19 protein-coding genes are annotated in these 17,962 nt (G+C 64.1%); 13 read left to right on the top strand and 6 right to left on the bottom strand.

Translation table 11 applies throughout. The features are described 5' to 3' along the window. The first annotated feature begins 54 nt into the window (after positions 1-54). Complete coding sequence (locus Q7U29_RS24480; RefSeq protein WP_304745659.1) at positions 55-1,488, top strand: PLP-dependent aminotransferase family protein; 1,434 nt, start codon at positions 55-57, stop codon at positions 1,486-1,488. Between the two features lie 16 nt (positions 1,489-1,504). On the opposite strand, the gene Q7U29_RS24475 is transcribed toward Q7U29_RS24480, so the two are convergent. Then, complete coding sequence (locus Q7U29_RS24475) at positions 1,505-2,290, bottom strand: sensor histidine kinase (RefSeq protein ID WP_304745657.1); 786 nt, start codon at positions 2,288-2,290, stop codon at positions 1,505-1,507. Positions 2,291-2,490: 200 nt separating this feature from the next. On the opposite strand from Q7U29_RS24475, the gene Q7U29_RS24470 reads away from it, so the two are divergent. Genes Q7U29_RS24470 through Q7U29_RS24460 form a run of 3 tightly spaced genes read left to right on the top strand, consistent with a single transcriptional unit; the run spans position 2,491 to position 4,469 of the window. Next, positions 2,491-2,898 carry a BA14K family protein gene (locus Q7U29_RS24470; protein WP_304745654.1) on the top strand — a complete coding sequence of 136 codons (408 nt, stop codon included), beginning with the start codon at positions 2,491-2,493 and terminating at the stop codon, positions 2,896-2,898. Further along, the gene (locus Q7U29_RS24465) at positions 2,864-4,090 is read left to right on the top strand and encodes an HWE histidine kinase domain-containing protein (RefSeq protein ID WP_304745652.1); all 1,227 of its coding nucleotides are present in this window, start codon (positions 2,864-2,866) and stop codon (positions 4,088-4,090) included. Before Q7U29_RS24470 ends, Q7U29_RS24465 begins: the two co-directional genes overlap by 35 nt. After that, a complete protein-coding gene (locus tag Q7U29_RS24460) occupies positions 4,083-4,469 on the top strand; it encodes a response regulator (RefSeq protein ID WP_304745650.1) in 387 nt (128 codons plus the stop codon). The genes Q7U29_RS24465 and Q7U29_RS24460 overlap by 8 nt, the downstream gene beginning before the upstream one ends. A 13-nt stretch (positions 4,470-4,482) precedes the next feature. On the opposite strand, the gene Q7U29_RS24455 is transcribed toward Q7U29_RS24460, so the two are convergent. Together Q7U29_RS24455 and Q7U29_RS24450 are read right to left on the bottom strand one after the other, a co-directional pair. Then, on the bottom strand, positions 4,483-4,881 hold the full coding sequence (locus Q7U29_RS24455) for a DUF3775 domain-containing protein (RefSeq protein ID WP_304745648.1): 399 nt from the start codon (positions 4,879-4,881) through the stop codon (positions 4,483-4,485). A 157-nt stretch (positions 4,882-5,038) separates the two neighbouring features. Further along, a complete protein-coding gene (locus Q7U29_RS24450; RefSeq protein ID WP_304745647.1) occupies positions 5,039-5,572 on the bottom strand; it encodes a hypothetical protein in 534 nt (177 codons plus the stop codon). A 592-nt stretch (positions 5,573-6,164) separates the two neighbouring features. Here Q7U29_RS24450 and Q7U29_RS24445 point away from each other — a divergent pair. Next, positions 6,165-7,016 carry an SDR family oxidoreductase gene (locus Q7U29_RS24445; protein ID WP_304745645.1) on the top strand — a complete coding sequence of 284 codons (852 nt, stop codon included), beginning with the start codon at positions 6,165-6,167 and terminating at the stop codon, positions 7,014-7,016. A 16-nt stretch (positions 7,017-7,032) separates the two neighbouring features. Here Q7U29_RS24445 and Q7U29_RS24440 read toward each other — a convergent pair whose 3' ends face one another. Further along, a complete protein-coding gene (locus Q7U29_RS24440) occupies positions 7,033-7,656 on the bottom strand; it encodes a hypothetical protein (protein ID WP_304745778.1) in 624 nt (207 codons plus the stop codon). Positions 7,657-7,840: 184 nt separating this feature from the next. Between Q7U29_RS24440 and Q7U29_RS24435 the strand changes: the two genes are divergently transcribed. The 8 genes from Q7U29_RS24435 to Q7U29_RS24400 all read left to right on the top strand — a co-directional run bounded on the left by Q7U29_RS24435 (position 7,841) and on the right by Q7U29_RS24400 (position 15,428). Then, positions 7,841-8,503, top strand: coding sequence for a TetR/AcrR family transcriptional regulator (locus Q7U29_RS24435; protein ID WP_304745643.1), 663 nt, complete (start codon positions 7,841-7,843; stop codon positions 8,501-8,503). An 86-nt stretch (positions 8,504-8,589) separates the two neighbouring features. After that, the gene (locus tag Q7U29_RS24430; RefSeq protein ID WP_304745641.1) at positions 8,590-8,955 is read left to right on the top strand and encodes a PRC-barrel domain-containing protein; all 366 of its coding nucleotides are present in this window, start codon (positions 8,590-8,592) and stop codon (positions 8,953-8,955) included. Between the two features lie 123 nt (positions 8,956-9,078). Continuing rightward, positions 9,079-9,321 (top strand): hypothetical protein, encoded by a 243-nt coding sequence (locus tag Q7U29_RS24425; protein ID WP_304745639.1) that lies wholly within the window; start codon positions 9,079-9,081, stop codon positions 9,319-9,321. Positions 9,322-9,559: 238 nt separating this feature from the next. Next, the gene (locus Q7U29_RS24420) at positions 9,560-11,269 is read left to right on the top strand and encodes a sulfatase-like hydrolase/transferase (protein ID WP_304745637.1); all 1,710 of its coding nucleotides are present in this window, start codon (positions 9,560-9,562) and stop codon (positions 11,267-11,269) included. Between the two features lie 11 nt (positions 11,270-11,280). After that, on the top strand, positions 11,281-13,026 hold the full coding sequence (locus tag Q7U29_RS24415; RefSeq protein WP_304745635.1) for a sulfatase-like hydrolase/transferase: 1,746 nt from the start codon (positions 11,281-11,283) through the stop codon (positions 13,024-13,026). 120 nt (positions 13,027-13,146) lie between these two features. Then, positions 13,147-14,079 carry an aspartyl/asparaginyl beta-hydroxylase domain-containing protein gene (locus Q7U29_RS24410; protein ID WP_304745633.1) on the top strand — a complete coding sequence of 311 codons (933 nt, stop codon included), beginning with the start codon at positions 13,147-13,149 and terminating at the stop codon, positions 14,077-14,079. A 252-nt stretch (positions 14,080-14,331) separates the two neighbouring features. Further along, positions 14,332-14,751, top strand: coding sequence for a hypothetical protein (locus Q7U29_RS24405; protein ID WP_304745631.1), 420 nt, complete (start codon positions 14,332-14,334; stop codon positions 14,749-14,751). Further along, positions 14,751-15,428, top strand: coding sequence for an OmpA family protein (locus Q7U29_RS24400; RefSeq protein ID WP_304745629.1), 678 nt, complete (start codon positions 14,751-14,753; stop codon positions 15,426-15,428). Before Q7U29_RS24405 ends, Q7U29_RS24400 begins: the two co-directional genes overlap by 1 nt. Before the next feature lie 135 nt (positions 15,429-15,563). On the opposite strand, the gene Q7U29_RS24395 is transcribed toward Q7U29_RS24400, so the two are convergent. Together Q7U29_RS24395 and Q7U29_RS24390 are read right to left on the bottom strand one after the other, a co-directional pair. Next, positions 15,564-17,120, bottom strand: a complete 1,557-nt coding sequence (locus tag Q7U29_RS24395) for an ABC transporter permease/substrate-binding protein (protein WP_304745627.1) — start codon at positions 17,118-17,120, stop codon at positions 15,564-15,566. After that, positions 17,117-17,914 (bottom strand): ATP-binding cassette domain-containing protein, encoded by a 798-nt coding sequence (locus tag Q7U29_RS24390; RefSeq protein WP_304745625.1) that lies wholly within the window; start codon positions 17,912-17,914, stop codon positions 17,117-17,119. The genes Q7U29_RS24395 and Q7U29_RS24390 overlap by 4 nt, the downstream gene beginning before the upstream one ends. Positions 17,915-17,962: the final 48 nt, after the last annotated feature.

Here is a 17,962-nt window from a genome sequence, read left to right as displayed (position 1 = left end):
AGGGTGGCGGCTGGAAATCCCAGAGACAGTCCGATACGGTTTGGGGAAACTGTTATGGTATCAGGTTCAATACGGATGAGCGAAGCAGCAAAAAGCGGGACGCGCCTGTCAGCCGTCATGGCCGCGATACGGCAGCGCATTGCCGGCCGCAGCCTGACGTCAGGCGATAAACTGCCGTCGATCCGGTCCTTTGCCGGCACCATGCAGGTGTCGATGTCCACGGTGGTCGAGGCCTATGAGCGGCTGGTCGCCGAAGGGGTGATCCAGTCGCGCCCCGGATCCGGGTTCTACGTGGCCAGCCAGGCGGCGCCTCTGGCGCTGTCGGAGATCGGGCCGAAACTGGATCGGGCGATCGATCCGTTCTGGGTCTCGCGCCAATCGCTGGCATCAGGAGATAGCGATCTGAAACCGGGTTGCGGCTGGCTGCCGCCGTCCTGGTTGCCGGAAGACGGCATGCGCCGCGCCCTTCGAACGCTGTCGCGGGCCAATGGTCCTGTTTTGGCCGACTACGGCGCCCCGCTCGGACTGCCGCCCTTGCGCCAGCTGATCGCCCGGCGAATGGGCGACCGCGGCATCGAAGCTTCGCCGGACCAGATCATCCTCACGGAGTCGGGGACGCAGGCGATCGATCTGTTATGCCGGTTCCTGCTCGAGCCGGATGACACCGTACTGGTGGACGATCCCTGCTATTTCAATTTCCATGCGCTGCTGCGCGCCCATCGCGCCCGCATCGTCAGCGTGCCCTATACGCCGGCGGGGCCGGATATGGCGCGCTTCGCCCAGGCGCTGCATGAGCACAGGCCGCGGCTCTACATCACCAACTCGGCCATCCACAACCCGACCGGGGCCACGCTATCGCCAGTGACGGCGCACCGGGTCTTGAAGCTGGCCGAACAGTTCGGCCTGACCATTATCGAGGACGATATCTTCGCCGATTTCGAGCACACGCTGGCGCCCCGGCTGGCGGCCTTCGACGGCCTCGATCGGGTGGTCCATATCGGCAGCTTCTCCAAGACATTGTCCGCGTCGGCGCGCTGCGGATTCATTGCCGCACGCCCCGACTGGATTGAGGGACTGATCGACCTGAAGATCGCCACCTCCTTCGGTGGCGGTCGCCTCGCCGCAGAACTGGTTCTCAATGTCTTGCGGGATGGCAGCTACCGCAAACACATGGAAGGGCTGCGCCTCCGCCTGTCCCGTGCCATGGGCGAGGTGAACACAAGGCTGAAATCTCTCGGCATCGAACCGTGGCTCGAGCCTCAGGCCGGCATGTTTCTATGGAGCCGGCTGCCTGACGGTATCGATGCGGCGGATGTGGCCAGGGAGGCACTGGCCGAGAACATCGTTCTCGCCCCCGGCAACGCGTTCAGCCTGTCGCAATCGGCAACCAGCTTCCTGCGGTTCAATGTCGCGCAGTCCGGGGATATCAGAATATTCGAGGCGCTGCGAAAGGCGATCGCGCGACGGCCAAAATCGGCTGTTGCCTGACGGGAATTCCGCTGTTCTATCCGGCGGCTGCCGGCGTCACCGATGCCAGCGGCACGTCGAACGCGTAGACGAAGCCGGTGGGTTCATAGGTCAATTTGACATCGCCCCTGAGTTGCCTGCCGAGGGTCTCGATCAGGCGGGTGCCGAAGCTCTGCCGGGCAGGCGGCTGCACCGCGGGCCCGTTTCTTTCGGTCCAGGTCAGGCGCAGCCGCTGCGCGGTTTCGTCGACGGTCCATGCAATGTCGACGCGGCCGTTCGGGATCGACAGGGCGCCGAACTTGGTGGTGTTGGTGCAGAGTTCGTTCAGCGTCATCGCAATGGCAATCACGGCGCCCGAGGCGATCCGGATAGGCGGTCCCGCAATCGAGAATTTCACCGCATCCGGATCGTCGAAGGCTTCGGTGGCGCCACGCACGATTTTTTCGAGATCGGCGCTGCTCCATCGCGCCTGCAGCAGCAAATCGTGCGCCCGTCCCAGCGCCAGCAGCCGGCCTTCGATGGCGTGCTGCGCGTGCTCGGCGCCGGCCACGTTGCGCAGGCTCTGCGAGGCAATGGCGCTGACCGTCGCCAGCGTGTTCTTGATGCGGTGGTGCAGTTCTTCCAGGATCAGCTTCTGCAGCTTGTCGGACGCTGCGCGCTCGCGGGCGTCGATGCCGGCCTGGTCGAGCAATTCCTGGGCGTTGATTTCCGCCTGCGCCAGCAGCAGCCGAAGGCTGACATTCTCCGCCGCGAGAAAGTCCTGCGGGGGTGCTGCGCCGCCGTGAAAACGGTGCTGGTCTTCGTGAAGATCGGTTTCGAGCATCCGCGACTATAGCACCCTATGTCGTCTACCGCTCAGATCAATTGCGGCCGTTTCATTGGCAATGCGGCGATTCCGGGCGCTTATGTCGCATTATCGTCACTGTCAGGGGTTGTTGAGCTAGGTCAATACCACCGGGCTGCCGCCGTCTGACAATGCTCTGAGCAGGGCTTGCCCCTGGCCAATTTCCGGGAGTTGTTGAAATGACGAAATCGTCTGGCGTTGTTCTTGCCGCGCTGGCAGTTGCGACACTTTGGACCGTCGCACCTGCGGCAGCGGCGCCGATCGGATCGCCGCGGATGCTGCAAAGCACGGTGGAACCTTTGGTGGAGACGGTGCGATATCGTCGCGGCTATGGCCCTGCCATTGGGCTTGGCATCGCTGGCGCGCTGATCGGCGGGGCGATGATTGGCGCAGCGCAGCCCTACGGCTATTACGGGCACCCCGGCTACTATGGATACCCCGGCTATTACGGTCCGGCCTACGTCGTCGCACCGCCGCCCTATGTCGGTGGCGGCGCCGTGGCTTATTGTGCGCAGCGCTACAGGTCCTATGACCCGTATTCCGGGACCTATCTTGGCTACGACGGTTATCGGCATCCTTGCCCTTGATGGCGGGCAATGGTTGATTGAGCAAGTGTCGCCCCGGCGTGTCGCAGGGGCCAAGTCCGCCGACCGCCGTGAGCTGTTGCGTTTGGTTCGGGACGACGTGGTCATGACAGCGTCTGTCAGCAGATCGACCGGTGGCATGTCGGAAATAACAACCAGGTCTGACCATCAGAAAGGCGCCGAGGCCGAAGTCGAAGGCTTTCGGAAGGACCTCGGTCCGTTTGTCGTTGCCGCCGAGACAACCCGAATGGCGATGGTGTTTACGGATGCGACGGAACCCGACAACCCGATCATCTTTGCCAATGACAGCTTTCTCTCTCTAACCGGCTACCGGCGCGAAGAGGTTCTCGGCAAGAGTTTCAATTTTCTGCTGGCCCACAGCGCCGACGCCGAGGCGCTGGCGCGGATCAAGACCGAATTCGAGGGGGCGTCGAATGGCGGGGCAGAACTTCTTTATCGCCGCAAGGATGGAAGCGAATTCTGGTCCGTGGTCTTCATCAGCCCGGTTCGCGACGAGGACGGCGACATCGTTCAGTATTTTGCCTCGATGGTCGATCTCACCAGACAAAAGGAGAATGAAGTCCAGCTGAGGATGCTGATCGACGAACTGAACCATCGCGTCAAGAATACCCTTTCGACGGTGCAATCGATTGTCCGCCAGACGTTGCGAACCTCCTCCGATCCCGCGACCATCCGGGACTCCATCGAATCCCGTCTGTTTGCGTTCTCGCGGTCGCACGACCTGCTGACCCGCGAAAAGTGGGAAAGTGCCGGGCTGTACGACATCGTTCACGATGCCGTGGAACCATTCGTGGCCGCGGGCGGTCGGACGGACCGGATTGCGATCACGGGCGAGAACATCCGTTTCCCGCCAAAGGCCGCCCTGGCCCTCGGCATTGCGTTCAACGAGCTCGCAACGAACGCCGTGAAATACGGTGCATTGGCCAACGCGGCGGGATCAATCCTGATCGAGTGGACCATCGAGACGACGCCGGCTGGCAGCCGGCTGCTCCTGAAATGGCAGGAGAAAGACGGTCCCATGGTCACGCCGCCCGCACATAAGGGGTTCGGATCGCGGGTGATCGAGCGTGGTCTGGCCCATGAGCTCGCAGGAAACGCGCATCTCGACTACCGGCCGGACGGCCTCGTCTGCACCATGAGCATCCCGCTGCCCGGAACTGCCCGTGATGGATAGACTGCTTTCCTGTCGGCAGGTTCTCGTCGTCGAGGATGAAATGCTGCTTGTCATGATGATCGAAGACATACTGACCGACCTTGGGTGCAAGTCGCTCAGCTCTGCGGCGACGGTCGACGAGGCCCTCGCCCTGATTGCCGCGCAAGCCTTCGACGTCGCCATGCTGGATATGAATTTGAATGGCAGAGACAGCCATCCGGTGGCGGAGGCGCTTGCCGCGCGCGGCGTACCTTTTTTCTACGTGACCGGAAACACCGGTCACGGGTTGCGCGATGGCTATGCCGACCGGCCGATGCTGAAAAAGCCCTTCAGGCAAGAGGACCTGATCGCGGTACTCGTGCGTCTCCAGGACCAGCAGTCGTCGTCGCCAAGAGGGTAGCTGGACGTGACGATCAAAGGTGTTCTTCGAAGTCCTCAAATGACTTGCCGAACTGCGTCAGCGCCTCCTCCAGATAGTCCGCCAGCATGGGCGTCCCGATCAGGTAGGATGCCGTACGGTTGTTGTGGGCACGTGAGGCCTCGGCGTGCAGATCGCGCCAGCTGTCGAGATCGCCGTCACCGCGGCCGAGCCACATCAGGGCGACGAGTTCAATCTGCTCGTCGACGTTCAAGCCGCGAATGAAGCCGGAAAGCTCGGAACGATCGGTGCTGTTGCCGTGATCCTCAGGCATGTCGTCGCCCGTATCGGCGGTCAGATCCGGCTGATCAGCTTTGCCGTCGGACTGGCGTGACTTGGCGATGATGAAGAACACTTTCTCCGGCGAGATCGACAGGCTCGGAATTTTTCGCATCGCAGGTGGCTCCAGATGGCAGGCGTGATGTTTGAGCTAACGGCTTCCTGCAACGAGCGCCTTGCGCGAAATCAAATCAGTGAGGTCGCGGGCGCGGGTGGTTTCAGTCGCCCGCTGATCCGTCCGCGCCCGCTGCAAGGGTCGCTTGCCGGCGCCACTACTGCCTGTAGCGGCAATATTCTTCGCCATTGTCGTACTCGACGCAGATTTTTACGCGGCGCCGCGGCCGGTCTGCGTCGGCATATCCCCGGTAGGTCCTTTCCCGGTCGGCATCGTCCCAGTAGCGCTCGCCGCGCTCGTGATATCGTCCACGATCCTTGTCGCGATCGTAGCCCATGCGGTCGCCGTCGCCACGACGCATCATGCCGCCGTGGCCGGTCTCGCGGTCATCGCGGCCCATGCGGTCGCCGTCGCCACGATGCATCATGCCGCCGTGGCCGGTCTCGCGATCATCGCGACCCATGCGGTCGCCGTCGCTGCGGCGCATCTTCCAGTCCGGACCCATCTCGCGGTTATCGGACTTCTGTTGCTCGCGGCCGGCTTTTTGATCCGGCGTTGGCGGGGCGTTCTGATCGGTCTGGGCCGGGGCTCCGGCTTGTGGCGCTGCGGCCGGCGCTTTTCCCGGCTCCTGGGCGAATGAACAGAGGGTCGACGAAGCGAGCAACATCGCGGCGAGAACGAACACGCGCATGGGGGATTTCCTCCGTTGGGGTGACCGGTAACGAACTGGCCGTCAGTTGGTTGCGCGCTTCGGATCAAAATCGAACCGGCGCCACGCCCGGTTGTGAGGAAGACTAGAACCGTGCACGCAAGCCAAGCGCCAGCCATGCCCGCCACGCCGCGGCTTTCAACGGGTCTTCTGAATCCCCGACCGTCTTCATGGTATGCGGGGCATTCGGGCACCCCTCGCACCCTGGAAACTCAAACACGCAGAACTCGCGGCCGTTAGGCTCGTTCGTCGTCATTCCGAAACGGCAGCGGAACGGGGCGGGACACGCCCCGATGGGCTGAATTTGCGACATGATGCCCCCCATGATCGGGCGGGAGCGCGGGCTCTCAGTCACCGGCGATTGCCAAGGTCCGGGCGGTGATAAAACCAAGTTTGTCATGTTCGGAACCCGGAACCATGATCCACATCAATTCCGTCCATTCCGCCCGATTTTTGAGTTGGCGCGTCCCGGGCCCGTCACCCGATTGTGCTGAAAAGGCGAAAAGCCAGCATCGTCAGCCGGTTGCGTTGCGCCAGATGCGTACTACAAGGTTCCCTCGACCAGGAGGGAACCATGCAATCCGTCGTCATCACCGGGGCCTCCACCGGCATCGGCTGGGCTACGTCAAAACTGCTGCTCGACCGCGGCTTTCGCGTGTTCGGCAGCGTGCGCAAGCAGGCCGACGCCGAGCGTCTCAAAAGTGAGTTCGGCGCCAATTTCACGCCGCTGCTGTTCGACGTCACCGACGAGGCCGGGGTGCTGGCATCGGCGCGCGAGGTTCGCGCCGCGCTGAATGGCAAAACGCTCAGTGGCCTCGTCAACAATGCCGGCATCGCGGTCGCGGGGCCGCTGCTGGAACTCGCGGCCGACGAATTCCGCCGCCAGATGGAAGTCAACGTCATCGGGCCTGTCATCGCCACGCAGGCGTTCGGTCCGCTGCTCGGATCCGATCCGTCGCTGACGGGACCGAAGGGGCGGATCGTGATGATCAGCTCGGTCTCCGGCAAGGTCGGCGCACCGCTGACCGCGCCCTATGTGGCGTCGAAGCACGCGGTCGAGGGGCTGTCGGAAAGCCTGCGCCGCGAACTGATGCTGTTCGGCATCGACGTCATCATCGTCGCCCCCGGTCCGGTAAAGACCCCGATCTGGAGCAAGGCCGAGGAGACTGACATTTCCGTCTACCAGAACTCGCCGTACTTCCCGGCGCTGCAGCGAATCCGCAAATTCATGCTGCAACTCGGCGAGACCGGATTGCCGGCGGAGAAGATCGCGGAAGTAATCGCCGACGCCCTGACGTCGGCGAGCCCGAAAGTGCGCTACCAGATCACGCCGGATCCGGTGCAGCAGCTGATCGGCTCCGTGCTGCCGAAGCGCATGATCGACCGGATCATCGCCAAGCGTCTCGGGTTGATGCCGAAGGCGTGAGGCAAGGCATTGGCCGCTAGCTCGCCCGCACCGTGCGCGGCGTCCGCGCCGATGTCATCGCGATCATCCGCAGCGCGAACACCGCCAGCAGCGGAATCAGGAACATCGCGTACGGCGGCATGTCGGGAATCCGCTTGCCGAACGACACCGTGAACTGAAACAGCAGATAATAGCCGCCGGTGAGATGCAGGATGCGAAAGGCGCGCGGGCCGATCGCCGCCGCGGTGCGGTCGAACGAGGTCGCGGCCATCGCGATGATGAAGGCATAGCCGATGCCGCCGAAGATATAGGACGCGGCGTTGGTGGCGGCGGCGTAGCCGACCGGATCCATCAGGGCAAAGCAGGCGATGGCGGCGGCGTGGATGCCGTGCGACGCCGCGAAGGTCACGCCGAGATAACGCCGGTTGCGGCGCTGCCACCGCGTCCAGGCATTGGGCCACAGCTTCGCCAGCGCCGCGGCGCTGAAGGCGAGGCAGAAGAACAGCAGCGAGGTGCGCGCAGTGAAGCGGATCACCATGCGGACGCCGTCGACCTCGAAGCCCCGCATGCCCGCGACCCCGGCACTCAAGGCCACGAGCACCAGGGTGAGCACGGCGAACAGCCGCCAGCCTTCGAACCAGTTTTGGCGATGAGATGGCATCATGGCTTGCTCCCGAGGATAATGTAATCACTGGTTACATTTGGCTCGGGTCAGCCGTCAATCCGTGTATGCAGTGCTTACATTCACGATCGGGTGATGCTAGATGTTGATGGAATCAGGCTGGGGTACGACTAGGCATTCTGTTCATGGGGTTGTTTTCAAGATTTTTGGTTAGGCCATAGCCATGCCCGCCACCGCCGCGCCAAAACGCCGGGCAGCCAAAGATCCGGCAGCGCCGCCGAAGCCTTATCACCACGGCGACCTCAGGCGCGTGCTGATCGAGGCCGCGCTGCAGCTGGCCGGCGAGGGTGGCGCGGCAGCGGTCAGCGTGCGCGAGGCGGCGCGCCGCGCCGGGGTGTCGCCGGGAGCGCCGTTCCGGCATTTCCCGAGCCGCGACGCCCTGATGACGGCGGTGGCCGGCGAAGCGCAGCAGCGCTTCCGGGCCGAGATATCAGCCGCGCTGGCTGAAGTGCCGGAGGCTGACCCGCTGGCGCGGTTTCGCGCGCTGGGTCTGGCCTATCTGCGCTGGGCGATGCGCAACCCGGCGCATTTCGAGATCATCTCGAGCGGCCGCTATTTTGTCCATGACAAGGCGAGCGACCTGTCGCGGGACAATGCCGAAGTGATCGATTTCACTGAGCGCACACTGGCCGATGCGTATGCGTTGGGCCAACTGCGCAGCGGCGACCTGAAACGGGTCCAGATTGCCGGCCGCGCTCTGGTCTACGGCTTTGCCCGCATGAACATCGATGGGCACTTTCCGCGCTGGGGCATCGCAGAGGAAGAGGCCGCTCTGACCGCCGAGGCGATCCTCGATCTGTTCATCGAGGGCATCGCGAAGCATTGATGTTCCCGTCATCTCCGCTTTGAATGTTCCCGGAACAAATTTTTGGCGCAGCCGTTTTTCGTCGACACCATAGAGGAGGACGAGAGATGGCAATTGAATCCAGAGAGACAGGAAATCTGATCGGCAGCGACAAGGTCGAAGGAACCGCCGTTTACGGCGCCGACAGCGAGAAAATCGGAACCATCGAGCGTGTCATGATCGACAAGATCAGCGGCAAGGTTTCCTACGCGGTGTTGAGCTTCGGCGGTTTCCTGGGCATCGGCGATGATCACTATCCGCTGCCCTGGCAGTCGTTGAAATACGACACCAATCTGGGAGGCTACGTCACGGGCATCACGCAGAAGCAGCTCGAAGGCGCGCCCCGATACGGCAACGACAACAGCTGGAACTGGTCGGACACATCCCGCACCCGCGCGGTGAACGACTATTACGGCGTTCCGTTCGTCGCCTGAACCGTCAGCGGCCATCAGCCAAGGGCCCCGGCAACCGCCGGGGCCTTTTTCGATGTGCGTGACGTCGTATCCGGTCGGAACCGGCCGAGCCGCCCGCCCGGGGAACATGAAACGGAGGTAACGATGACCCGAAGCCTGATGTGCGTCGTCCTGCTGCTGACGCTGAGCCGCCCAGGCTTTGCCCAGATGGACAGGACCAACCCGGCATTTTATGTCGTGCTCAACGCGCTGACCCGGAATTGCACGGTGGTCGACAAATTGCCGCATACCGATACCCTGAACATCACCGTCGCCAGCGACGCGGTCTACAAGACCCGGACGGAAGCCGAAGCCGCCGCGAAGACGCCGGCCCCCTGCAAGCAATAGGGCGGGGCGGGGCTTCTCCCCTCCGCGGGAGGGTAGCCACGTCGCTGACACCCGCGTCCTGACCCCGGCGGTCCATGTGCAAAGATTGCTCATTCACGCCGCCGGTAAATTCATTGCGCGTTCATGACGTTTCCCCTACATTTTTATGACACGTCGCAGGCTCCGGATGCGACGTCCGTCTCCTGGTCATCGCCAGCCAAGGCTCAAAGGCAGTGCCGGGTATAGTTGCGTCCCGTCCATGGCGCCCGCGCCAAATCCAGGTCCCGTCGCCACCGTCGCCGCCGCAGGCCTTGCCTCGGTAGGGTTCTGGCGGCTGCTTGCCGTGGCGGCCCCCCATCTGGCGGCGATCGGCCTGATGCTGCAGACCGAAAACGACTTCGGGGCGCGGCTCGGTTTCCTGCTGTCCTGGGGTCTGCTGAACTGCTTCTGGATCGCGTTGCTGCGGCGTCCGGCGCTGTCGGGCGCGCTGTCGCTGACCCTGGTGGTGGTGCTGATCCTGCTGTCGCAGCTCAAGCACGGCATCGTGCAGATGACCGCGAATTTCATCGACGTCATGGTGATCGACCGCGACAGCGCGGCGTTCCTGTTTACGATCTTCCCCAATCTGCGCTGGTCCGTGGTCGGCGCGGCTGCCGTCATCCTCCCGTTGATGTACGCGCTGTGGTGGCTGGACCCGTTCCGGATTCGCCGGCTGCCGGCGCTGGCCTGCAAGCTGGCCTGCCTGGCCGCGCTGGTGGGATATTCCTATGCGTGGCCCGAGCAGCCCTGGCGCGGCTATTACGACGACGGCTATTTGTCGAAATTCTCCCGCTCCGGCGTCACCGCGGTGTCGGATTTCTTCAATTACGGCTTCATGGAATCCGACGCCGTTGCCGCCGGGCGCCTCAAGGTGCCGCTGGAGGAATCCTGCGCGCCGACGGGGCGGCGGCCCCACATCATCATGATCCATGACGAGTCGAGTTTCGACATTCGGCAGGCCAGGGGCATCAAGGTTCCCGCGGGCTATGGCAGTCACTTCAAATCGTCCGACGGCAAGTCGCGCACCTTCATGGCCGAGAGCAGCGGCGGGGCGAGCTGGTTCACCGAATACAATGTGCTGGCCGGGCTATCGTCGCGCTCGTTCGGCCGGTTTTCCTATTTCGTGACCCGCATCGCCGCGGGCCGCGTCGAGCGCGGACTGCCGCTGGCGCTGCGCCGCTGCGGCTACAGCACGACGTCGCTCTATCCGGCCCATGGCGCGTTCATGAGCGCGCGGCAATTCCACACCACCACCGGGATCCAGAACTTCCTCGACGCGCGCGATCTCGGCGCCAGGGGCGTCGAGCCCGACCGCTTCTTTTACGACAAGGCGCTGAACCTGTTGTCGCAGGAAGCGCCGGCGAAGCCGCAGTTCATCTTCGTCTACCTCGCCGCCAATCACTTCCCCTGGGAGAAGCGGTTTCGCCCCGAACTGACGCCGTCCTGGTCGCGGCCCGGCAATGAGCCGAAAGTCGATGAGTATCTGCGCCGGCAGACCATGAGCGCCGACGACTATTCGGCATTCGTGGCGGGGTTGAAAAAGAAATTTCCGGCGCAGCCGTTCCTGATCGTGCGCTATGGCGATCATCAGCCGGAATTCTCCTCGAATATCCTCGATCCCGGCCTCGACGAGGCCGGCGTCGGCAAGAAATTCGAGAGTTACGACCCGCGTTATTTCGCCACCTATTATGCGATCGACACCCTCAATTTCGAACCGGTGAAGAGCCCGGCGGTGATGGAAACCATCGACGCGCCCTATCTGCCGCTGGTGATCCAGGAAGCCGCGGGAATTCCGCTCGATCCCTCGTTCGAGGAACAGAAGAACATCATGATGCGCTGCAAGGGTGTATTCTATGCCTGCAAGAGCGGCGCGGAAGCCCGCCGCTTCAACCGGCTCCTGATCGACGCCGGTTTCGTGAAGAACCTCTAGGGGAGGTGGACATGCCGGCCTCCGCCGAAACCGAAACCGGAGCGGGCCCGACCGGCGCTGCCGTGCGCGGCGTCCGGTTCCATGTCGGCGTTGGCGTGCTTGCAGCACTTCATCTTGCGGCGTTGGCTGTCCTGCTGGCCTGGGAATACGGACCCTTTGCGATCACGCTGTCGGTGCTGGCGTGGATCTTCTTCAATTGCCTGTTCCTGCTGGTGCTGCCGCGACCGGGCGTTTCGGCGGCGCTGGCGCTGGCTTTGGTGGTGCTGCTGATCGTGATGTCGCGCTTCAAGTTCGACATTCTGCAGCTGTCGCTGACCTTCCTCGATTTCCTGATCGTCGATCGCGACACCTTCTCGTTCCTGCTTTCGGTGTTTCCGCCGTTGCGGACGCAATTGATTGTGGCGGCGGTTCTCGCCGTCCCGGTATTGTGGCTGGTCTGGCGCTGCGATCCTTTTCGCGTGGGCCGTCGTCTTTCGCTGGCGGTGCTTGCCGCAACAACCCTGTTGATGTCGGTGATGTCGGTGTCGGCGCCCGAGCAGCCATGGGAGCCGTTCCAGGGCGTCAATCATATCTCCAACCTCGCGCGCTCCGGCGTGGTGGCGGTGTCGCGGCTGACCTCGACGGGATGGATCGAGGCCGATCCGGCTGCGCGCGGCCTGACCCCGCGAGCCCACGCCGCCGGCCGTCCGGCGCTGCCGCCGGGCGAGGATTGCGACACCACGGTGAAGCGGCCGCACATCATCATGCTGCTCGACGAGTCGAGCTTCGATGTCACCGCCGCCCCCGGCGTCAAGGTGCCCGAGGGATACACCGACTTCTTCAAGTCGATCGACGGTAACAGGCGCACCATGATCGCCGAGGCGACCGGCGGTCCGACCTGGTACACCGAGTTCAACGTGCTGAGCGGGATGTCGGCGCGATCGTTCGGCGATCTGAAATTCTACGTCACCCGAATCGCCGCCGGCCGGGTCGCGCGCGGACTGCCGCAGGCGCTGAAGCGCTGCGGTTACAAGACCTTCTCGCTCTATCCGACCTATGGGAATTTCCTCGGCGCGCGCGCCTTCCAGAAGGGCGCCGGCGTCGGCCATTTCATCGACATGGCGGATATGGGCGTCAACGAGGACATGCAGACCGACAAATTCTACTTCGACCAGGCCCTGAAAGTGTTTGCTGCCCAGCAGCCGTCGCAGTCGCCGGTCTTCATGTTCGTGTACCTAACCGCCAATCATTTCCCGTGGACCAGCGTCTACCGGCCCGATCTGACGCCGGACTGGACGCCGCCGGGCAACACCGCGGAGACCGATGAATACATTCGCCGCCAGGTTATGACGGCGAAGGACTACGCCGATTTCACTGCCCGGCTGGCGCGCGACTATCCGGACCAGTCGTTCATGGTGCTGCGTTTCGGCGACCACCAGCCGGCCATCTCGCAGAAACTGCTTGAGCCCGGCATCGACCGAAAGGTGCTGGCGCAGCGCCTGATGGCGGCGGATCCGCGCTACTTCTCGACCTACTATGCGCTCGACGGCATCAACTTCTCACCCCCCGATCTGTCGTCGGCGCTCGAAACGCTCGATGCGGCCTATATCCCGATCGTGGTCCAGGACGCCGCCGGCGTCCCGCTCGATCCGTCCTTCGCGGAACAGAAAAAGATCATGTTGCGCTGCAAAGGCCAGTTCTATGCCTGCAGGGGCGGCGCGGAAGCCCGCCGCTTCAACCGGCTGCTGATCGACGCCGGCCTGGTGCGGGGACTGTAGGGCGAGGCCCAATTTGCCGGCGGAGTTCCAGCGGACAGGGTGGCCGGCGGCCTTGAGCGTGGCGGGGCAAACCTGCTACCGTTGGAGCATTGGAAGGCTTCTTTTTCCGGGTTTTTCGCCATGGTGATGCGTCTGTTCGCGCCGCAGTTTCTCGTGCTCTGGGCTTTCATTGGCTCGGCGCTGGCCGTGCACTTTCGCGGCAAGGTACGGCTTGGGTTCTGGCGGCAGCTCACCGACCATTCCACCATCATGGCGCCCTACAATGTGCTGATGTACCTGTTCTCGGCGGTGCCGAACCGGCCCATCCTGGACGAGGATTCGATCCCGGAACTCAAAGTTCTGCGCGACAACTGGGAGCCGATCCGCGACGAGGCGATGGTGCTGTTCGCACAGGGCCAGATCAAGGCCGCGGACAAGTACAACGACTGGGGTTTCAATTCGTTCTTCCGCACCGGATGGAAGCGGTTTTACCTGAAATGGTACGGCGCGGCGCTGCCGTCGGCGCTGGCCAATTGCCCGAAGACCGTCGAACTCCTGAACTCCATTCCCAACATCAAGGGCGCGATGTTCGCCACCCTGCCGCCCGGCGGCAAACTGGTGCAGCACCGCGACCCCTATGCCGGCTCGCTGCGTTATCACATGGGACTGGTCGTGCCGAAATCGCCCGGCGAATGCCGGATCGTGATCGACGGCGAACCGCACTACTGGCACGAGGGCAAGGGTCTGCTGTTCGACGAGACCTATCTGCACTACGCCGAGAACACCACCAGCGACGACCGCATCATCCTGTTCTGCGATGTCGAACGACCGCTGCGCACCCGCGCCATGACCGCGGTCAATCGCTGGGTCTCCAAGCACATCATCAACGAGAGTGCCACCCAGAACGAGGATGGCGAGCACATCGGCTGGCTGAACCGGGTCTTCGGCTCCGTCTATCAGGTGCGGCTGGTGGGCAAGCGGATGAAGGCCTGGAACAAGCGCGTCTATTACGCGGTGAAATTTCTCCTGATCGGCGGCATCCTCGCCGCCTTCCTGGCGACGGCCTTCGCTTGAGGCGACTCCCTTTTTCGTCATGGCCGGGCATAGCCGTCCGAAGGACGGTGTCGCTTGCGCTCGCCTACGCCCGGCCATCCACGCCTTTCTTGCTAAACCGGAGCGAAGACGTGGATGCCCGGGACAAGCCCGGGCATGACGAATTGGGAGCATTCGGCCCTCCGGCGCCTGCGTCGTGGTGACGCCTCCATCCCTGTCATTTTCCCGCGGCGAGGCTTGACCGTGGGCGCCACCATCCTATGAGATGAGCCCATGAACTGGATTCGACCGATATTGCTGTTGCTCGCCGTCGCCGCCTGCTCCCCGGCGCTGGCGGAGACCATGAAATTCGAGGACTCGGCGGCCCTGCTGGGGGCCAGCTGCGCCAAGGATATCGAGGCCAATTGCCGCGGCGTCAATCTCGACCCCACGCGCATGAAGGACTGCCTGTCGCGCAACCAGGATGTGCTGTCGCCGCAGTGCAAGAGCGACTACGGCATGGCGTTCGCAGCGATCCAGAAGCGGGTCGCCGCGCGCGCCGCCGTCTTCAAGCTCTGCGAGCGCGACATCGTCAAATTGTGCGGGGTCACTGACAAGGCCGATCGCACCAGGGCCCTGGAGTGCCTGATCGCCGGGCCACGCGGCATCGGCATCAATTGCAACAAGTCCGTCACCGAAGCGGGGTATCGCTGATGCGACGGACAAGCCAATGCCTGGGCCGTATCGGGTTGCTGGTGGTCGCGCTGCTCGGCTGTGCGGTGTGGCCAGCGCAGGCCCAGGCACCGGCGGCCAGCAGCTCGGAAGACTGGGTCAAGCGGCTGGCCGGCCTCGAAACCGCGCCGGATCTGGACGTCGTCGCCCTGCGGCATCAGGCCACCGAGCGCGTCAAATCAAGGGCCGATACGCAGTCGCTCAAGCGGCCGCTGGTCGCCCCGCATTTGCTCAAGCTGCCGCAGCTGGTGGCCGACATTCAGTTCGATGCCGACGCTGCCGTGGTTCGGCCGGAGTCTTACCGGGTGCTGGGACGGATCGCCGATACGCTCACCCATCCCTCGCTGCTCGGATATAAATTCCTGATCGTCGGGCACACCGTCTCGACCGGCCGGCGCGACATCAACCTGTCGCTGAGCCAGCGGCGGGCCGACGTGATCCGTGAAGTGCTGATCAACACCTTCAAGATCAACCCGAAGCGGCTGCAGTCGCTCGGTCTCGGCGAGGAGCAGTTGCTGGACAGCGCCCGCCCTGCGTCGCCTGCCAACCAGCGGGTCCACCTCATGACTGTTGGAACCACGATTGATCCCAACGCTCCCGCCGTCGCGCCTGCCGCCGCCGCTCCCGCGAAAGCAGGGACCCATAAGCCCAAGCGTTAGCTGCGTGACTGCGTAGGGTGGACAAAGGCGCGCTTGCGCCGTGCCCACCATCTCTTGTCGGCTGCGAAAATGGTGGCCACGCCATCGCGCGCGCATTCGCGCACCCGTTGCCTTTGCCCACCCCACGATCCCTACCTACTTCCCGACCTTGTCCCACAGCCAGCGCGCCACCGCATCGGGCGACGATGCGCCGTCGCCGCCGGCGGCGCGCAGATTGGCCTCTCGCATGGTGGCGATGTCGATCCGGCCCAGCAACGGCGCCAGCGCCGCGCGCAGCGCCTCGTCCTTGGCGCGCTTCGGCGCCAGCAGGATGATGGCGTCGTAGGGCGGGATCGCGTGTTTGCTATCGCCCAGCACCACCAGGTCGTATTTGGCGATCAGCCCGTCGCTGGTATAGCCGGCGATGATGTCGACCTCGCCGGAGGCGGCCGCGGCATACATGAAATCCGGCTGCATCTGGCGCTGCGTGCGAAATTTCAGCCCATAGGCCTTCTGCAGGCCCGCCCATTCCGGCCGCGAGAAGAATTCGTAATCCGCTGCCATCGACATCGTTGCGGCATGCGCGGCGAGATCGGAGATCGAGCGAATGCCCTTTTCCTCGGCGCGCTTGCGCGGCATCACCAGCGCATAGGCGTTCTCAAAACCGAGTTCGCCCAGCAGCGTGACGTTCTGCCGCGCCAGCGTGGCTTTCAACTCGGCCAGCAGTTCCCCGCGCGGCTTGATGTCGGTACGGTGAAACTGGTTGGCCCACAACGTGCCGGAATAGTCGACATAGACGTCGATATCGCCTGCCGCCAGCGCCTCGAAGATCACGTTGGAGCCGAGGCCCTCGCGCGAACTGGCGGAAAACCCCGCCGCGCGCAGCCGCTGCGCCATCAACGCCGACAGCACATACTGCTCGGCAAAGGTTTTGGCGCCGACGACAACGCTCGTCGGCGAACGCGCCACCGACGGCACCAGCGTAGCCGCCACCAGCGCCGCGATGCCGATGCCGCCCGCCAGCGCGCGCAGCCGGCTGCGGTGGCGGATACCCGCCTCGATCAGCGCCAGCAGTTGATCGACCGCAAGCGCCAGCACCGCGGCGGCAAGGCAGCCGAACAGCACGAACACCCAGTTCTGGGTCTGCAGCCCCGCGAAGATGTAGTTGCCGAGGCTGGTCTGCCCGATCGGGGTCGACAGCGTCGCGGTGCCGATCACCCAGACCGCCGCGGTGCGGATGCCCGCCATCATCACCGGCAGCGCCAGCGGCAGCTCGACCTGGAACAGCGACTGCCGCGGCGTCATGCCGACGCCCTGGGCGGCCTCTGTTATCGCGGGATCGACGCCGCCAAGGCCGGTGATGGTGTTGCGCAGCACCGGCAGCATCGAATACAGCGCCAGCGCCAGCACGGCCGGCAAGAATCCGAAGGCGGAAAAGCCAACGCCGAACCACGACAGCGACAGTGCCGCGAGCGCCAGCAGCAGCGGATAGAACAGCGCCAACAGCGCCAGCCCCGGCACGGTTTGCACGATGCTGGCGAGACCGAGCAGCGCGCCGCGCGGCACCGGACGATGGCGTACCGCAATCGCGAGGGGCAGGCTGACAGCGAGCCCGAGTGCCAGCGCGGTGACGGAGACGCGGACATGATTGCCGAGATAATCCGGCAGATGGGCAAGCGCCTCGCCCCAGCGTGGATCGGAGAACAAGCTCATGCCGAATCATCCCGCGGCAGCAATTCGTTGAGCCGCTCGGCCTGCCTTCGCGGCGTGCGCAGCAATTCGCCGACGTAAGCGTCACCGCTGCGCGAAAGCTGCGCCGGCGTGCCCTGCGCCAGCAATTTTCCGCCGCGCATCACCGCGATGCGGTCGGCCAGCAGGATCGCTTCGGTCATGTCATGGGTGATCATGACCGTGGTCAGCTTGAGCTTGCGGTGCAGGTCGCGATAATCGTCGCCGAGCGCGTCGCGGGTGAGGGGATCGAGCGCGCCGAACGGCTCGTCCATCAGCACGATGCGCGGCTTTGCCGCCAGCGCGCGGGCGACGCCGACGCGCTGGCGCTGCCCGCCCGACAATTCATGCGGAAAGCGGTCGCGGTACAGCGTGCGGTCGAGCCGCACCAGATCGAGCAATTCGTCCACCCGCGCCGCAATGTCGTGCGGCGGCGTGCCGATCAGTTTCGGCGTGACCCCGATATTGCCGGCCACGCTGAAATGCGGGAACAGTCCACCGCTCTGGAACACATAGCCGATGCGGCGGCGCAGCTGGATCGGATCGACGCTGCGGACGTCCTCGCCCTCGACCGTGATCGTGCCGTGGTCGGCCTCGATCAGCCGGTTCGCCAGCCGCAGCAGCGTGGTCTTGCCGGAGCCGGAGCCGCCGACAATGGCGAGAAATTCACCCTCGGCGACCGCGAGCGAGACATCGTCCACCGCCCGAACCGGTTGCGCGCCGCGGCCGCCGGCAAAGCTCTTGCCGACATGTGCGAAGGCGATCAGGGGTGTCTGCATTCAGCTGCGACCCAAGGCGAGGTTCCTTACGAGGTGAAGGCCTACCAC

Source organism: Bradyrhizobium sp., from assembly GCF_030654605.1.
Classification (GTDB): Bacteria; Pseudomonadota; Alphaproteobacteria; order Rhizobiales; family Xanthobacteraceae; genus Bradyrhizobium.
Note: the sequence above shows the minus strand (reverse complement) of the source record. Positions and strands in the feature narration are given on the sequence as shown.

Bases quoted from the DNA above. Each gene is read 5' to 3' on its own strand.
- Q7U29_RS24470 (WP_304745654.1), top strand. From the start codon at position 2,491: ATGACGAAATCGTCTGGCGTTGTTCTTGCCGCGCTGGCAGTTGCGACA.
- Q7U29_RS24410 (WP_304745633.1), top strand. From the start codon at position 13,147: ATGGTGATGCGTCTGTTCGCGCCGCAGTTTCTCGTGCTCTGGGCTTTC.
- Q7U29_RS24435 (WP_304745643.1), top strand. From the start codon at position 7,841: ATGCCCGCCACCGCCGCGCCAAAACGCCGGGCAGCCAAAGATCCGGCA.
- Q7U29_RS24440 (WP_304745778.1), bottom strand. From the start codon at position 7,656: ATGCCATCTCATCGCCAAAACTGGTTCGAAGGCTGGCGGCTGTTCGCC.
- Q7U29_RS24430 (WP_304745641.1), top strand. From the start codon at position 8,590: ATGGCAATTGAATCCAGAGAGACAGGAAATCTGATCGGCAGCGACAAG.
- Q7U29_RS24425 (WP_304745639.1), top strand. From the start codon at position 9,079: ATGACCCGAAGCCTGATGTGCGTCGTCCTGCTGCTGACGCTGAGCCGC.
- Q7U29_RS24400 (WP_304745629.1), top strand. From the start codon at position 14,751: ATGCGACGGACAAGCCAATGCCTGGGCCGTATCGGGTTGCTGGTGGTC.
- Q7U29_RS24445 (WP_304745645.1), top strand. From the start codon at position 6,165: ATGCAATCCGTCGTCATCACCGGGGCCTCCACCGGCATCGGCTGGGCT.
- Q7U29_RS24420 (WP_304745637.1), top strand. From the start codon at position 9,560: ATGGCGCCCGCGCCAAATCCAGGTCCCGTCGCCACCGTCGCCGCCGCA.
- Q7U29_RS24450 (WP_304745647.1), bottom strand. From the start codon at position 5,572: ATGCGCGTGTTCGTTCTCGCCGCGATGTTGCTCGCTTCGTCGACCCTC.
- Q7U29_RS24475 (WP_304745657.1), bottom strand. From the start codon at position 2,290: ATGCTCGAAACCGATCTTCACGAAGACCAGCACCGTTTTCACGGCGGC.
- Q7U29_RS24390 (WP_304745625.1), bottom strand. From the start codon at position 17,914: ATGCAGACACCCCTGATCGCCTTCGCACATGTCGGCAAGAGCTTTGCC.
- Q7U29_RS24480 (WP_304745659.1), top strand. From the start codon at position 55: ATGGTATCAGGTTCAATACGGATGAGCGAAGCAGCAAAAAGCGGGACG.
- Q7U29_RS24395 (WP_304745627.1), bottom strand. From the start codon at position 17,120: ATGAGCTTGTTCTCCGATCCACGCTGGGGCGAGGCGCTTGCCCATCTG.
- Q7U29_RS24455 (WP_304745648.1), bottom strand. From the start codon at position 4,881: ATGCGAAAAATTCCGAGCCTGTCGATCTCGCCGGAGAAAGTGTTCTTC.
- Q7U29_RS24415 (WP_304745635.1), top strand. From the start codon at position 11,281: ATGCCGGCCTCCGCCGAAACCGAAACCGGAGCGGGCCCGACCGGCGCT.
- Q7U29_RS24460 (WP_304745650.1), top strand. From the start codon at position 4,083: ATGGATAGACTGCTTTCCTGTCGGCAGGTTCTCGTCGTCGAGGATGAA.
- Q7U29_RS24405 (WP_304745631.1), top strand. From the start codon at position 14,332: ATGAACTGGATTCGACCGATATTGCTGTTGCTCGCCGTCGCCGCCTGC.